At 30.6% G+C, this 14,692-nt stretch carries 13 protein-coding genes; 2 read left to right on the top strand and 11 right to left on the bottom strand.

Features of this window, described 5'->3' with window-relative positions:
* Positions 1 to 12: 12 nt before the first annotated feature.
* The gene (locus tag WA340_RS10090) at positions 13 to 1,383 is read left to right on the top strand and encodes an aldehyde dehydrogenase (RefSeq protein WP_336128862.1); all 1,371 of its coding nucleotides are present in this window, start codon (positions 13 to 15) and stop codon (positions 1,381 to 1,383) included.
* On the opposite strand, the gene WA340_RS10085 is transcribed toward WA340_RS10090, so the two are convergent.
* The 6 genes from WA340_RS10085 to WA340_RS10060 form a co-directional block, all read right to left on the bottom strand.
* Entirely contained in the window at positions 1,369 to 2,208 is an 840-nt protein-coding gene (locus WA340_RS10085; RefSeq protein ID WP_336128860.1) for a sensor histidine kinase, read from the bottom strand. The two genes, WA340_RS10090 and WA340_RS10085, sit on opposite strands and share 15 nt — an antisense overlap.
* Entirely contained in the window at positions 2,201 to 2,911 is a 711-nt protein-coding gene (locus WA340_RS10080; RefSeq protein ID WP_106678074.1) for a hypothetical protein, read from the bottom strand. The genes WA340_RS10085 and WA340_RS10080 overlap by 8 nt, the downstream gene beginning before the upstream one ends.
* Positions 2,912 to 2,916: 5 nt before the next feature.
* Positions 2,917 to 3,381 carry a hypothetical protein gene (locus WA340_RS10075; protein WP_336128858.1) on the bottom strand — a complete coding sequence of 155 codons (465 nt, stop codon included), beginning with the start codon at positions 3,379 to 3,381 and terminating at the stop codon, positions 2,917 to 2,919.
* A 107-nt stretch (positions 3,382 to 3,488) separates the two neighbouring features.
* Positions 3,489 to 4,220: a hypothetical protein gene (locus WA340_RS10070; RefSeq protein WP_336128856.1), complete on the bottom strand. Its 732-nt coding sequence runs from the start codon at positions 4,218 to 4,220 to the stop codon at positions 3,489 to 3,491.
* Positions 4,221 to 4,223: 3 nt separating this feature from the next.
* Positions 4,224 to 4,583, bottom strand: coding sequence for a hypothetical protein (locus WA340_RS10065; protein WP_336128854.1), 360 nt, complete (start codon positions 4,581 to 4,583; stop codon positions 4,224 to 4,226).
* 74 nt (positions 4,584 to 4,657) lie between these two features.
* Positions 4,658 to 6,193 carry a YifB family Mg chelatase-like AAA ATPase gene (locus tag WA340_RS10060; RefSeq protein ID WP_336128853.1) on the bottom strand — a complete coding sequence of 512 codons (1,536 nt, stop codon included), beginning with the start codon at positions 6,191 to 6,193 and terminating at the stop codon, positions 4,658 to 4,660.
* A gap of 124 nt (positions 6,194 to 6,317) precedes the next feature.
* Between WA340_RS10060 and WA340_RS10055 the strand changes: the two genes are divergently transcribed.
* Positions 6,318 to 7,787, top strand: a complete 1,470-nt coding sequence (locus WA340_RS10055; RefSeq protein ID WP_336128851.1) for an SLC13 family permease — start codon at positions 6,318 to 6,320, stop codon at positions 7,785 to 7,787.
* On the opposite strand, the gene WA340_RS10050 is transcribed toward WA340_RS10055, so the two are convergent.
* The 5 genes from WA340_RS10050 to tilS all read right to left on the bottom strand — a co-directional run bounded on the left by WA340_RS10050 (position 7,784) and on the right by tilS (position 14,684).
* Positions 7,784 to 8,755, bottom strand: coding sequence for a YheT family hydrolase (locus tag WA340_RS10050; protein WP_336128850.1), 972 nt, complete (start codon positions 8,753 to 8,755; stop codon positions 7,784 to 7,786). The genes WA340_RS10055 and WA340_RS10050 overlap by 4 nt on opposite strands.
* 107 nt (positions 8,756 to 8,862) lie before the next feature.
* Complete coding sequence (locus WA340_RS10045) at positions 8,863 to 9,213, bottom strand: hypothetical protein (RefSeq protein WP_336128848.1); 351 nt, start codon at positions 9,211 to 9,213, stop codon at positions 8,863 to 8,865.
* Positions 9,214 to 9,311: 98 nt separating this feature from the next.
* Positions 9,312 to 10,934 carry an adenine deaminase gene (ade, locus tag WA340_RS10040; RefSeq protein WP_336128847.1) on the bottom strand — a complete coding sequence of 541 codons (1,623 nt, stop codon included), beginning with the start codon at positions 10,932 to 10,934 and terminating at the stop codon, positions 9,312 to 9,314.
* A gap of 64 nt (positions 10,935 to 10,998) precedes the next feature.
* Positions 10,999 to 13,371 (bottom strand): protein-disulfide reductase DsbD family protein, encoded by a 2,373-nt coding sequence (locus WA340_RS10035; protein WP_336128846.1) that lies wholly within the window; start codon positions 13,369 to 13,371, stop codon positions 10,999 to 11,001.
* The gene (gene tilS / locus WA340_RS10030; protein WP_336128845.1) at positions 13,368 to 14,684 is read right to left on the bottom strand and encodes a tRNA lysidine(34) synthetase TilS; all 1,317 of its coding nucleotides are present in this window, start codon (positions 14,682 to 14,684) and stop codon (positions 13,368 to 13,370) included. The genes WA340_RS10035 and tilS overlap by 4 nt, the downstream gene beginning before the upstream one ends.
* Between the last annotated feature and the right edge of the window lie 8 nt (positions 14,685 to 14,692).

The following is a 14,692-nucleotide window of genomic DNA, read 5'->3' as shown; positions in this document are numbered from 1 at the left end:
AAGAAATAAGGCATGATTGAAGCTATAGTAAATTCTCAAAAAGATTTTTTTAAAACTGGTAAAACCAAAACTATTGCCTACAGAAAGCAATTACTAAAACAACTTCAATCAGAAATAATTAACCAAGAAGATCTTATTGTTAAAGCGCTTTACGACGATTTTAAAAAACCAGAATTTGAATCTGTTATAACAGAAACCGCAATTGTTTTACAAGATTTAAAACGTACAATAAGTAATATAAACAAATGGGCAAAACCAAAACGTGTATTTCCTAGCTTATTAAATTTTCCTTCATCAGACTATTTATATTCTGAACCTTACGGAACAGTTTTAATTATTGCTCCTTGGAATTATCCTTACCAACTTGCCTTAGCACCTTTAATAGGTGCTGTAGCAGCAGGAAATACTGTAGTGCTAAAACCAAGCGAGTTAACACCAAATACATCAGCTTTACTTTCAAAAGTTATAAAAAATGTTTTTCCACCAGAGTTTGTAACTGTTGTTGAAGGTGGTGTAGATACTTCTACCAAACTACTAAATCAAGTTTGGGATTATATTTTCTTCACTGGTAGCGTTAGCGTCGGTAAAATTGTAGCTAAAGCAGCTGCACCTAATCTAACGCCTATAACTTTAGAATTAGGAGGAAAAAACCCTTGTATTGTTGATAAAACTGCTAATATAAAACTAACTGTAAAACGTATTGTTTGGGGTAAGTTTATTAATGCTGGTCAAACGTGTATTGCACCAGATTATATTTTAATTGATGCGTCTATTAAGAATAAGTTTTATGAAGTTTTAAAAGATGAACTTATAACTATTTATACCAAAAACCCTGAAAAATCTTCAGATTTTGCTCGTATAATTAATAAGAAAAACTTCAATCGACTATCAGAAATGCTAACAAACGAAAACTGCATAATTGGTGGACAAACTAATGCAGAAGACCTTTATATTTCTCCAACAATAATTGATGAACCTTCATTAAACAGTAAAGTGATGGAAGATGAAATTTTTGGTCCTATTTTACCTGTTATTTCATTTAAAAATTTAAATGAAGTGCATAAAATTATAAACCGCTATCCAAAACCATTAAGCCTTTATGTATTTAGTACAAATACTACACAAGCCAAAAAATTAATTAAAGAATTTTCTTTTGGTGGTGGCTGTATTAATGATACTGTTGTTCATTTTGCAAATCATAAATTACCTTTTGGAGGTGTTGGCAATAGTGGTATTGGCGCTTATCACGGAAAGTATACTTTTGATACTTTTAGCCATAAAAAAGCTATTGTAAAAAAAGCAAATTGGCTAGATATTCCCTTACGATACGCGCCTTATACAGGTAAATTAAAAAAATTAAAATCTTTACTAAAATGGCTCTAAAGTATCGTGTTTGTAAGGATAAAGTAGTTCTAAAGTAACACCATCACCTGGTTGAGATATTAATTGATATTCCATATTAATTAATTCTGCTCGACTTTGCATATTTAATAACCCTGCGCCTTTATTAACTGTGGTCATATCAAAACCTACACCATCATCTTTAGCTATAATCTTAAGGTGATTTTCTTGATAATCTAAAATAACAGATAGGTTTTTTGCTTCAGAATACTTAACGGTATTAGAAAAGAACTCTTGAAGAATTCTAAAAATAATTATCTCGTGTTTTTTATTTTCAAATTCTACTATATCTCCTTTAACATTAAGTTCTGCACTAGCAAACTTCATCTTTTTAAGGCGATCTAATTCATTACTAATAGACTTTTCAAAACCTATATTTAAAATAACTTCATTATTTAATGATCTAGAAAGCATGCGTACTTCTTTTAGACTTTCTTTTACAGTATCTGAAGCATCTTTAAATGAATTTAAAACGTCATCATTATCTAATTTTGTTTTCAAAATATTAAGTTGCATACTAGCTGCTGCTAGTAATTGACCAACATTATCATGAAGTTCCCAACCAATATTTTTTAAAGTTTGTTCTTGTATTTCGGTTTGCGCATTGGATAATTCTTTTTCAAATGCTTGTTTCTGCTTAATTTTATCTATCAAAAGCTTATTTTTTCTTTTTTGAAATACTATAAAAAATAAGATTACTAAAGATGTAATTGCTATTAAAACAAATATCATGTAGATAAGCAAATATCTTTCTGCAGCTGTTGATGTTGCTGGATCTTTTAATAATAAAATTATAAAATTACTCATTGACTTTTTCTGGTTTAGATATTAGTAGCCCTACAGCAAATACAATATACATCATAAAATTTAAGGACAGAAAAACCTGCCATTTTAAAAGAATATATTTCCAATCACTATTAACCATATAAACGTCATAAAATGTTAAAGGTGTAACTACAATCCACCAAAAAAATAGTCCGACTGTTATATAAAAATAAACTGATTTGTAAAAATTTATAATCTTATCTGTTAACAATAATTCTATCAAATAAAGCACACAAGATGTTAAGACCAATATACCTGCTAAAATAGATATTATAGGCGGTATTTGACTAAAAAACAAGTCTGGATTTATTAGCAAATATATAACTGCAGATAAAAAATAAGCTACAGTTAAATATTTTAAAAACAGTTTAAATCTGATGTTTTCTAATATTTTCTGATAGAATATGGATATAGATATTACAACACCTATTAAATAGGTTAAGGTAAACCACCAATAGTTAACTTTAAAAATAGAATTAAGTATAGGTTTTAAAAAATCAAAAGTATTATAATAATTAGAATAGCTTCCAATAAGTTCTATAAAAAAACTAAACCAAATAATTTTAATAAAAAAAGTAGCTGGTGTTCCTTTATATTTTTTGTACGTAATAATTCCAGCAATAACTGCTACTAACTCAACAAAATAAGTTAGGTATGAATAATTTTCAATAAAAAACTTTTCCAAAGCTCTTAATTTGGGTAACCGTGTCCTGGAGGAATTCCGTTGTGTCCCATATCTAAAGCATCTGCATTTGAGATATCTTTAGGAGGAGAAGATCTTGTATCTCCTTCTTGAGTTGGTACCATAAATATAGTTGTTAAACCTCCATCACCAAAAGTTGTGTTAACTCCTAAATATAAACGTATCCCGTTAGCGTTTAAAGAATCTTGAGCATAATTAACATAATACTCCATATCTTCTATAGAATACCAAGACGATCGGTTTTCTTCTCCTTTATAAGCTACAGAGTCGTTTACTGCTTTTCTATAAGTAGTCCAATTATCATTTAAATCTTGGGCTTGACTTGGAGATATGATTCCTTTTGGTACAACGCTAGTTGGTGGAGCTGTGGTTAATCCAGAAGGACAGAAAAAATAATAAGAAACAAAAGCTCCGATAATTAATCCTATAATTAGGCTAAGTAAATTTTTCATTTTTGGTTAGTTTTAATTAATAGCTAATATGTGGTTAAATGTAATAAAAAAAATTTAGTATAATCATTACAGCAATTTAATGCTTATTAGTTTACTACTTAATTATTTTAAGTAGTTGTATCTGGCTCTGATTTAATAAGACCATAACCAAAAGTAAAATACATTAGTATAATAGAAAATACGTTAATCGTTCTTTGTAGTGCTATAAAACTTTCATCATTTGTATTATAGTAGCTTTCAAAAAAATAGATTGGTGTCTGTATTATTGTAAATATTAAGGTTGCAGTTGCTACATAAAAGGGTAATGATTTATAAAATTTAATAATTGAATCGCTATTAATTAACTCTATAAAATAAAGTGAAGTTAATACGACTACCAAAATCATATGAAGCATTGTAATATTTAAAATACTACTGTTAATTAATAGGTCAAACTTGTAAATAAATAGTATAATTTGATATAATATTAAAATTACACTAAAGTACTTGACAACTTTTTTGAAGAAATTTGTTTTTAATATTTTAAAAAAATAAAAAGATAAAAATATCGATGCTCCTATATCCCACATTAATGTATACCACCAATAGTTTTGATTAAAAATTGTATTTTTAAAAGCTAATTTAATCCAGTTGTCATCAGGATAACCTCTTAGAATGTTTGTATAAGATCCTATCGTTTCAACAACATTAACGTAAATTAAAAAATAAATAAAAAGCTTAGCAGCATTATCATTTTTATATTTTTTAAATAAAAATATACCAATAATAGCTGCTAAAACTTCTGCACATTTAAAAAGTAAATCGTAATTAGATTTTATAAAATATATAAAAGAATCCATTAATTATTGAGGATAATTAGCAGGTGGCGGATCGCCTCTTAAGCCTCTATCCATGCCTTCCGCACCTTCAATATCAATGTTTTTACCGTCCTTTTCTTCTGTAGGAACCATAAAAATAGTTGTCATTCCTTTTAAGTCTTCTTTAGTAATTTCTACACCTAAATAAAAACGAACGCCATTAACGTTATCGCTATTTTCTTTTATATAGTCTAAAAAGTTTTGCATATCATCTAAAGAGTACCATGATGATCTATTGTCTGGTTGTCCTACAGCTGCTTCATTAGCTTTAGCTCTCAAGTTTGTCCAGTTGTCGTTTAATGTCTGTGCTTCTTGAGCAGAGATTATTCCTTGTGGTTTTGGCATTTGGTTAAAATTAGTTTGATTAATAATTCATTTACCTAATAAAAATTAGTAAAAAAAAATATTTGATTTTTTGATTAACCCAACCAACCATCGCGATCTAAACTTCTGTATTGAATCGCTTCGCTTATATGATTACCCAAAACGGTTTCGCTTTGCTCTAAATCTGCAATAGTTCTAGCCACTTTTAAAATTCTGTCATAAGCTCTAGCCGAAAGATTTAATCGCTCCATTGCTGTTTTTAAAAGCTGAAGTGAAGCATCGTCCAACTTACAATATTTACGTATTTGTTTGGTAGACATCTGCGCATTGTAATGTACATTCTCAAAATCTTTGAAACGTTTTGTCTGGATTTCTCTAGCTTTAGTTACTCGCTTTCTAATATCTACAGAACTTTCTGCTATTTGATCATCCGACAATTTTTCAAAAGGAACTGGCGTAACTTCAATATGAATATCTATCCTATCCAACAACGGACCAGAAATTTTGCTTAAATACCGTTGCATTTCAGCTGGACTAGAAGTTACTGGCGCATCTGGATCGTTAAAATAGCCGCCAGGACTTGGATTCATACTTGCTACCAACATAAACGACGATGGATAAGTCACCGTGAATTTCGCACGAGAAATGGTTACTTCTCTATCCTCCAAAGGTTGACGCATTACTTCTAAAACTTCTCTTTTAAATTCTGGCAACTCGTCTAAAAACAACACTCCATTATGACTTAAAGAAATTTCTCCTGGTTGTGGATAGCTTCCGCCACCAACTAAAGCGACATTTGAAATCGTATGATGCGGACTTCTAAATGGTCTTTGCGACATTAATCCAGTGTCTTTTACACGACCAACGACACTGTGTATTTTTGTAGTTTCTAAAGCTTCGTGTAAAGTCATTGGTGGCAAAATGCTTGGCAAACGCTTGGCTAACATAGTTTTTCCTGCGCCTGGTGGACCAATTAAAATAATGTTATGTCCGCCAGCTGCTGCAATTTCCATACAACGCTTAATGCTTTCTTGTCCTTTAACGTCTGCAAAATCAAACTCTGGGAAGTCTAGATTTTTTTCAAATTCTTTTCTAGTATCAATTTTAACTTGTTGCAATGCTTCACCTTTATCAAAAAAGTTAATTACTTCTTTAATATTTTCTACACCAAAAACCTCTAAATCATTGACTATTGCTGCTTCTTTTGCATTTTGAATAGGTAAAATAAACCCTTTGTAACCTTCTTCCCTAGCCTTAATTGCAATAGGCAATGCACCTTTTATAGGTTGTAAATTTCCGTCTAAAGATAATTCGCCCATGATTAAATAACGGTCTAAATCTTCGGCTTTAATCTGTTTAGATGCTGCTAAAATACCGATTGCCAACGTCAAATCATAAGCAGAGCCTTCTTTACGTAAATCTGCTGGAGACATGTTAATTATAATTTTCTTTCCTGGGATTTTATATCCGTTATTTTGTAACGCAGCTGCAATACGATAATTGCTTTCTTTTATAGCATTGTCGGGCAGTCCAACAAGATGATAACCTATACCGGTATCTACATTAACTTCTACGGTTACAGTTGTTGCTTCGACACCAAAAACGGCACTTCCAAATACTTTTTTGAGCATAAATGATTGGTTTAGAGTGTTAATATATAAATTTTGAATGAATTGTCATTTTTAATATAGTTTTAAATCGAGATTATTTATAAATAATAAATTCTGTACTTTCGTTTTATTCAATTCAATGTAAATGAAAAACACTCAAAAAATTGGATTGGTTTTAGGACCTATCGTTTTTGTACTCTTACTATTGTTTTTTAAACCAGAAGGTTTATCTACAGAAGGTCGCGCTGTACTAGCTGCTACTGCTTGGATTGCTATTTGGTGGATTACAGAAGCAATACCAATTGCGGTAACTGCCTTATTACCAATTGCACTTTTCCCATTGTCTGGAGGACTTAATTTAAGTGATACCACTAGTGCATTTGGACATAAATTTGTGTCTTTATATTTAGGCGGTTTTATAATCGCGATTGCTATTGAAAAATGGAATCTTCACAAACGTATTGCCTTAAATATCATTAAAATAATTGGGTTTAATTTAAAACGAATTATCCTTGGGTTTATGCTAGCTACCGCGTTTTTATCCATGTGGATTAGCAATACCGCTACCTCGGTGATGATGCTTCCTATTGGTGTGGCAATCATTTTACAACTAAAGGATAACCCAAACACACCTGAAGACGAAAACTTAACCTTTGGTAAAGCCTTAATGTTAGCAATTGCCTACAGCGCTTCTATTGGTGGCATTGCGACATTAATTGGTACGCCACCAAATTTAGTGTTAGCTGGTGTTGTTTCGGATATTTATAATTACGAAATCACCTTTTTACAATGGTTTATGTTTGGGTTTCCTATTTCAATTATATTATTATTTATCTGTTGGAAATACCTAACCGAAGTTGCTTTTACATTTGAAAAGAAAGAATTTTCTGGAGGAAAAGCCGAAGTTAACCGTCAATTAAAAGCTTTAGGCAAAATTAGTTACGAAGAAAAATTGGTTGCTTTTATTTTTGGTTTAACCGCTTTTTTCTGGATTACGCGTTCGTTTTTATTTAAAAATATATTGCCAGCGTTAGATGATACTATTATAGCTATTTCTTTTGCTATCGTATTGTTTTTGTTGCCTTCTAAAAAACAAGGAACAAAATTGATGAATTGGGATGATGCGGTGAAAATTCCTTGGGGAATTATTTTACTTTTTGGTGGCGGAATGGCTTTAGCAAAAGGTTTTGAAACCACGGGATTAGCAAAATGGATCGGAGAACAAATGACCACTTTTGCAGGTGTAACCACAATCATTTTACTGTTGTTATTAATTGCTGCGGTTAATTTTTTAACCGAAATCACATCCAATTTAGCAACTACAGCTATGCTATTACCGGTGTTGGCTCCTATGGCTATTTCAATAGATATTCATCCGTTTATTTTAATGGTTGGCGCTGCTGTTGCTGCGTCTTGTGCTTTTATGCTACCAGTAGCTACGCCACCAAATGCTGTAGTTTTTGGATCTGGTTATTTACGTATACCAGATATGGTAAAAAAAGGTTTTGTGATGAATTTAGTATCAATCATTTTATTAACCTTGTTTGTGTACTTTATACTTCCATTACTTTGGAATATTACAATCGAAGGATTTCCTGACGCATTTAAACTTTAAAATGAATTAGAAATTTGATTTAAAAATGAAATCATTCTAGATTCTGTATAATAAATATTGTTTTTATGATGAAACCCAACGTGACCGCCATATTTTGGTAGTTCTAAAAATAGATTTGGATTGTTTTTGGCTTCTTCTATTGGGTAGCATTCTTTTGATAAAAACGAATCGTTTAGCGCATTAATTATTAACGTTGGTACTGAAATTTGATTTAAAAACTGAAGACTACTAGATTTCTCATAATAATCGTAAGCATCTTTAAAACCGTGTGCTTTTGAAGTATAAGCATCGTCAAAATCTTTTAAGGTCTTTACCGACTTTATTATGGAATTTGAAATTTTTTCTGGATATAAAACTTGTTTTTCTTTCAGTTTTTGCTTTAAATCTCTTAAAAATTTAATGGAATACATTTTATTATCTAAAGCCATCAATCGTTGTAAAGAACCTTTTAAATAAACTGGTACCGAAACTGCTACTGCTGCTTTAATTTGCTTTGGTATATCTTCCGTTTCACCTAAATATTTTAAAATAACGTTTCCTCCTAAACTAAATCCGTTTAAGTAAATTGTATTGTAGTGATAATGTGTTGTAAGGTGTTTAATAACGTCTGCTAAATCGTCTGTTTTACCAGAATGATACGACTGAAAACTTTTGTTGACTTCGCCACTACAGCCTCTAAAATTAACACATACAGCATCCATATTATTTTGATTAGCTATTTTAGCCGACCCAAGTACGTAATGCCTATTACCGTTACCTTCCAAACCATGTAAAACAATTAGTAGTTGATTCGTTTTTTTAGTTGAAAAACTCCAATCTAAATCTAAAAAATCTTGATCTGGTAAAACAATACGCTCGCGTTTTTGATTGACACCTTTTACCCTACGCCATAAACCAGAATAAATCGTAGCAATGTGACCGTTACGGAATAGTAAATTGGGTTTGTATGTTGTGTTTAGGATTGGCATAAACAAGTTTCAAAATATTTTACTAAAAGTTAATCAACAATAATTACTTTTACTGTATTCATAATAAAAATTAATGAAAAATCGAAAAAAATAATTAGATGAATATTTTAAAATATAAAGTCCATAATTGAATTACCTGATATGATATATATAAAAATATTGATAATTGATACAATCAAGAAATAATTCAAGATTCTTTGTAACCTTTCTTTTTTTGATTCTGTTGGAAACTCTGTTTTTGAATTATCATTAAACCAATCTACTATATAATTAAGCAACAAAGCTAATATAGATGTCGTAATAAGACCTACTACAATCATTAAAATAATGACGATTATAAGTTGAAAGAAATTTTTAAACTCAAAATTAATGATAAGTTTTAAATTTGGTGAAATAATTGATAATAAAACTATTAGGTAGTCTTTATAACTTCTTAAATATTTTGGTTTAGCTGTCATGAAAAGCATTTTTTTATTATTTTTAAATTTCCAATAATAGATTAGTATCTAATAAAGTAAAAATAAATTAGGTTTGTATGTTGTGTTTAGGATTGGCATTAGGCTTCTACACTTGTAAACTCAAACTTACCACCATCAAACAAGCCTTTATCACTTAATTTTAAAGCAGGTATAACTAACAATGCCATAAACGATAACGTCATATAAGGCGCGTGTAAAGTGGCGCCAAAATCTTTTGCCATTTGGTCCAATTTGGCATAGGCTTTACCAATAGTTTCTGCATTTTGGTCGCTCATAATTCCTGCAACTGGTAAAGGTACAACATCTTGTTTTGTGTTAGAGACTGCGCAAATACCACCTTTATTTTCAATAATTAAGTTTACTGCTTTACAAATCGCTTCTTCATCTACGCCAACAGCAATAATATTATGAGAATCGTGACCAACAGAACTTGCGATAGCGCCTTCTTTTAATCCAAAATTTTTAATAAATGCTATTGCTGGCGTATCATTTTTATAACGATTAACAACCGTCATTTTTAAAATATCTGTTTGGGTATTAGAGACTAAATTTCCGTGTTCTATTGTTGCTTCTGCCAAGATTTGGTTAGTCACTAACTCGCCATCTAAAGCTTCAATTACTCTTATGCTTTTTGCTTGACTTTCAACTTTAAAATCGGAAACCTGCTTTTTCTCTGTGTTGAAATTATTAAGGTTTTCAAAATTAATATGAGGCATTAAAGATGTACCGTTATCAAAAACTAATTCGCCATTAATAAAGGTTTGTAATGTTTTAAATGCTTTTAAATCTTCAACTACAATAAAATCTGCAGTGTCACCTTCATTTAATAATCCAACGTCTAAATTATAATGCTTTACAGGATTTATACACGCTGCTTGTAAGACATTAAATACATCGTTACCTTTTGCTACTGCTCTAGCGCATAATTTATTTATATGGTGCAACAATAAATCGTCTGGATGTTTATCGTCACTACAAAACATGATGTTTTGATAATGCTTTGGAAGTAAATCTATAAGCGCTTCGAAGTTTTTGGCTGCGCTACCTTCACGAATAAGGACTTTCATTCCTTTTTGCAATTTTTCTAAGCCTTCTTCGTAGGTAAAACACTCGTGATCGGTTGTTATTCCTGCATTAATGTATTTGGTTAAATCTTCACCACGTAAACCTGGCGCATGACCATCAATAGGTTTGTTATAATGTTTTGCCCATTCTATCTTTTTTAAAACTTCAGAATCATCAAATAAAACGCCAGGATAATTCATCATTTCGGCTAAATATTTAATGTCTGGATTTGCCATTAAGGTTTTTATATCATCAGAATTTATAACAGCTCCAGCAGATTCAAAAGTGGTTGCAGGCACACAACTTGGTGCTCCAAAATTGAATTTAAATGGTGTTTGCTTACCGTTTTCAATCATAAACTCGACACCTTTTACGCCTAACACATTGGCGATTTCATGCGGATCACTAACAGTTGCAACCGTACCATGTTTTACGGCTATTTTGGCAAACTCGCTTGGTACTAACATGGAGCTTTCTATATGAATATGTGCATCTACAAAACCAGGTAAAATGTAGTGTTTTACATCATGTTCTTCTTTTTTAACAGCTTTAATCTTACCGTTTTCTACTAAAATACTTCCGCTAAAAATTGTTCTATTTTGTATGTCTACTATTTGACCTTGGATTGTTTTCATTCTTATTTATTTATGTCACAAAATTAAACTAAAAAAAAATCCTGCATTTGCAGGATTAGTTTTTTTATTTCTTGAAGTTTTCAACGCCTTTTTGGAGCCATTCAAAATACTCGTCTGCGTTTGGTGTGTACGCAGTTGTGTGATTTAACAATTCCATATTATGATTTAACAACACATAAAATGGTTGTGAGTTATTTTGAAAGTTTAGCGTTTGTAAGGTCGCCCATTTATCGCCTATCGTTCTAATATTTTTTAAATTTCCGTTAGGTTTTACGTATTTAAATTGCTCTTCTTTTGGCAGTTCTTTACGATCATCTACGTATAATGAAATAATAATATACTCTTCTTTAAGTATTTTATAGATTTTACTCTGACTCCATACTTGTTCTTCCATTTTACGACAATTTACACAAGCCCAACCTGTAAAGTCTAACATTATTGGTTTGTTTGCAGCTTTTGCTGCAGCAATACCTTCGTCTAAATCTTTATAACAATCTAAACCTAAAGGACATTCTGAATCTTTTTCATAAATACTATATGAAATTGGTGGCGGAAAACCACTTAACGCTGTTAAGTCCCATGTTGGATTTTTTAATATTCCTGGTGCTATATAAATAACAAATGAGATGACTAAAACAGCTGTACTAATCCTTAAAAAGCTTAACTTTTTTAATGGACTATCATGCGGAAATTTGATTTTTCCTATTAAATAAAGGAACAACCCAATACCTAAAATTATCCATATTCCTAAGAAAATTTCACGTTTTAAAAGTCCCCAATGTGACACTAAATCTGCATTTGATAAAAATTTAAACGCCATAGCTAGTTCTAAAAATCCTAAAACTACTTTAACGCTATTTAGCCAACCACCAGATTTTGGTAAAGCGTTTAACCATTTTGGGAACATTGCAAACAAGGTAAACGGTAATGCTAATGCTAAACCAAAACCAGACATACCAGCTGTTAATTGCATTGCGCCACCATCACTTGTTAATGATCCTGCTAATAATGAACCTAAAATTGGTCCCGTACAAGAAAACGAAACAATTGCTAAGGTTAAAGCCATAAAAAATATACCTATAAAACCACCTATACTTGATGATTTTTCGTCCATTTTATTTCCCCAAGATGCTGGTAATGTGATTTCGTAAAAACCAAAAAATGAAAACGCAAAAAAGCCTAAGATTAAAAAGAAGATAATATTAAGCCATACATTGGTTGAAATAGTATTTAAAATTTCTGGATCTAAAGAGTCTAAAAAGTGAAATGGTAAACTTAAAAGCACATAAATTAAAAGGATGAAAAACCCGTATAATATTGCATTTGCAATACCTTTTTGACTGTTTTCTGCACTTTTTGTGAAGAATGAAACCGTTAAGGGAATCATCGGGAACACACAAGGTGTTAATAATACTATTAAACCGCCAATAAAACCAAGAATGAAAATACCAAAGTTAGTTTTTTCTTTAACTTCTTCTTGTTTGTAATTGTCCCAACCGGTAATATTTAAATCTAATTGTCTTGATTTTTCTAAATTTTCAGCATCAATTTTTGTGGTTTCTATTAAAGCTTCTGTTCCATCTAAATTATTAATAAATTCGAAGCTTGTTGGTGCTAAGCATTTAGTATCATCACAAGCTTGGAACAATACTTCAGCTTCTATTTTATTTAAAGCAGGGTTTAGAACTTTAATTTTTTGAGTAAAAATCGCCTTGTTTTCAAAATAAGTTACATCCATCTTAAAAGCATTTTCATATTTAGTAACGCTTTTAGATTCTTCAACTTTTCCTACTAATTCGTAATCTTTATTAATATCATTAAAAGTGAATTCTGTAGCAATTGGTCCATCTAAACTTGTATTTTTTTGAGAATAAATGTGCCATTTTTCATCTAAATCTGCCGTATAAATTAGTTGATATTCTGAATCGCTTAATTTTTTAATTTCCGAACTCCATTTTACGGGTTCAAAAACTTGAGATTGACCTTCTTTTAAAGGAAAAGTAACGATTTCACTTTCAAAAATACATCTGGCATCATCACAAGCTTGGTAACTAATTTCGGCTTCAATTTGTGATATATTTGAGTCATTTAATTCGATTTTTTGAGTAAAAGTTGCTGCATTATCAAAATAAGTCAAATCCATTTGAAATACTTTATCAAACTTAGTAATACTCTCGCTTTCTATAGCTTTACCTACTAATTTAAAATCATTTTTTAAAGCATCTTCATTATAGATAAACTCGGTAGGAATTGCGCCTCCTTCCGGTAAAGTTTGAGAATATAAATGCCAATGATCTTCTATATCTGCTTTGTAAATCAGATTATATTCTGTATCACTAATTTTTTCGACTTCTGTAGACCATTTTACAGGTTCTATTTGAGAAAAAACAGTTTGAATTGAAAACAGTACAATTAAAAAAGCTAATAAATGCTTCATTTTTGATATTTAATTTTTAAAATGTCTTGGGTTTGTTTAGTTAGTTTAAACCTATTATCTGCTCTGTGATTTATCACCCAAACCACTTGGTGATCACTACACAATAGCAAGGTTTTTTGTTTGTCTAGCAAAGATAATTTTTCGTCTTTAAAAAACTTACTAAGTTTCTTTTTTCCTTGCATTCCTAATGGGTAAAAATAGTCACCTTTTTCCCAATGTCTTACAGTTAAAGGATACTTTAACGTTTTTTTATCAATATAAATGGTGGATTTATCTGTTTTACCTATTTCTTCGACTGACTCTATACATAAAATTCCGTTTGGTAATTTTATTTCGTTTTGATCTTCAAGAATGGTAACTGTTTCATTGTTTTCTTTTGAAGACAATTCACTTAAAATCAAATAATCTCTATCTTTTAATAGCTGATGCGTTTTAGAAAACACCAACTTTCCGCTTTGTGCAGTTAGTAAATTTTTAATGTCTTTCCATTGTGTAAAACCATAATCTTTAAAGACTTCAAATAGATAAGCTTTTGGATTATTTAATGCTTCAAATTCTGAAATTTTATATGAAATTTGGCTGTCATCAATAGATACAATCGCTTTATTTAAAAAGGAATCTACAGCATCTTCAACGATAGTTGAACTATCATTTAAATGCGCCAATGTGTTTTGAAAGTTTGTTAAAACATCTGGATTTATGTCTTTTAAAACAGGAATTATATCATGACGCAACTTATTACGCAAGTATTTTGTAGAAGCATTGCTGCTATCTTCTCGCCATTTTAAATGGTGTTTTTTTGCATAATCTTCAATGTCTTCTCTTGAAAAAGACAACAACGGTCTAACGATAGTTTCATTAACTTCAGGAATACCTTTTAGACCTTCTAAACCTGTACCACGTGATAAGTTGATTAGAAACGTTTCTAAATTATCATCTGCGTGATGCGCAGTTAAAATGTAATCGAATTCTAATTGTTCTGATAGTTCAAAAAACCAATCGTAACGTAGTTGTCTTGCGGCTAATTGTATGGATAGTTTTTCGTTTTTTGCAAAACTTTCGGTATCAAAATTTTGGATAAATACTTCAACATCTAAATCTTCTGCAAGCTCTAAAACAAAACTCTCATCGGCGTCACTTTCATTTCCTCTTAAATTGAAATTACAATGTGCCAAAGCAAATTCCAACTTCGCCTCTTTACACAAATGCGTTAAAACCACCGAATCTACGCCGCCAGAAATAGCAATTAACAGCTTACTTTCTTTTAAAAAAGGAAGGTTTTGTTTTATGTGATTTTTGAAAGCTTTTAGCATACTATAAA

It is taken from the genome of Mesoflavibacter sp. CH_XMU1422-2 (genome assembly GCF_037029245.1).
In the GTDB taxonomy this organism is placed as follows: Bacteria; Bacteroidota; Bacteroidia; order Flavobacteriales; family Flavobacteriaceae; genus Mesoflavibacter; species Mesoflavibacter zeaxanthinifaciens.
Note: the sequence above shows the minus strand (reverse complement) of the source record. Positions and strands in the feature narration are given on the sequence as shown.

Excerpts from the sequence above, each read along its gene's own strand:
- tilS (WP_336128845.1), bottom strand. The coding sequence starts at position 14,684 with ATGCTAAAAGCTTTCAAAAATCACATAAAACAAAACCTTCCTTTTTTA.
- ade (WP_336128847.1), bottom strand. The coding sequence starts at position 10,934 with ATGAAAACAATCCAAGGTCAAATAGTAGACATACAAAATAGAACAATT.
- WA340_RS10070 (WP_336128856.1), bottom strand. The coding sequence starts at position 4,220 with ATGGATTCTTTTATATATTTTATAAAATCTAATTACGATTTACTTTTT.
- WA340_RS10090 (WP_336128862.1), top strand. The coding sequence starts at position 13 with ATGATTGAAGCTATAGTAAATTCTCAAAAAGATTTTTTTAAAACTGGT.
- WA340_RS10045 (WP_336128848.1), bottom strand. The coding sequence starts at position 9,213 with ATGACAGCTAAACCAAAATATTTAAGAAGTTATAAAGACTACCTAATA.
- WA340_RS10060 (WP_336128853.1), bottom strand. The coding sequence starts at position 6,193 with ATGCTCAAAAAAGTATTTGGAAGTGCCGTTTTTGGTGTCGAAGCAACA.
- WA340_RS10065 (WP_336128854.1), bottom strand. The coding sequence starts at position 4,583 with ATGCCAAAACCACAAGGAATAATCTCTGCTCAAGAAGCACAGACATTA.
- WA340_RS10035 (WP_336128846.1), bottom strand. The coding sequence starts at position 13,371 with ATGAAGCATTTATTAGCTTTTTTAATTGTACTGTTTTCAATTCAAACT.
- WA340_RS10050 (WP_336128850.1), bottom strand. The coding sequence starts at position 8,755 with ATGCCAATCCTAAACACAACATACAAACCCAATTTACTATTCCGTAAC.
- WA340_RS10085 (WP_336128860.1), bottom strand. The coding sequence starts at position 2,208 with ATGAGTAATTTTATAATTTTATTATTAAAAGATCCAGCAACATCAACA.
- WA340_RS10055 (WP_336128851.1), top strand. The coding sequence starts at position 6,318 with ATGAAAAACACTCAAAAAATTGGATTGGTTTTAGGACCTATCGTTTTT.
- WA340_RS10075 (WP_336128858.1), bottom strand. The coding sequence starts at position 3,381 with ATGAAAAATTTACTTAGCCTAATTATAGGATTAATTATCGGAGCTTTT.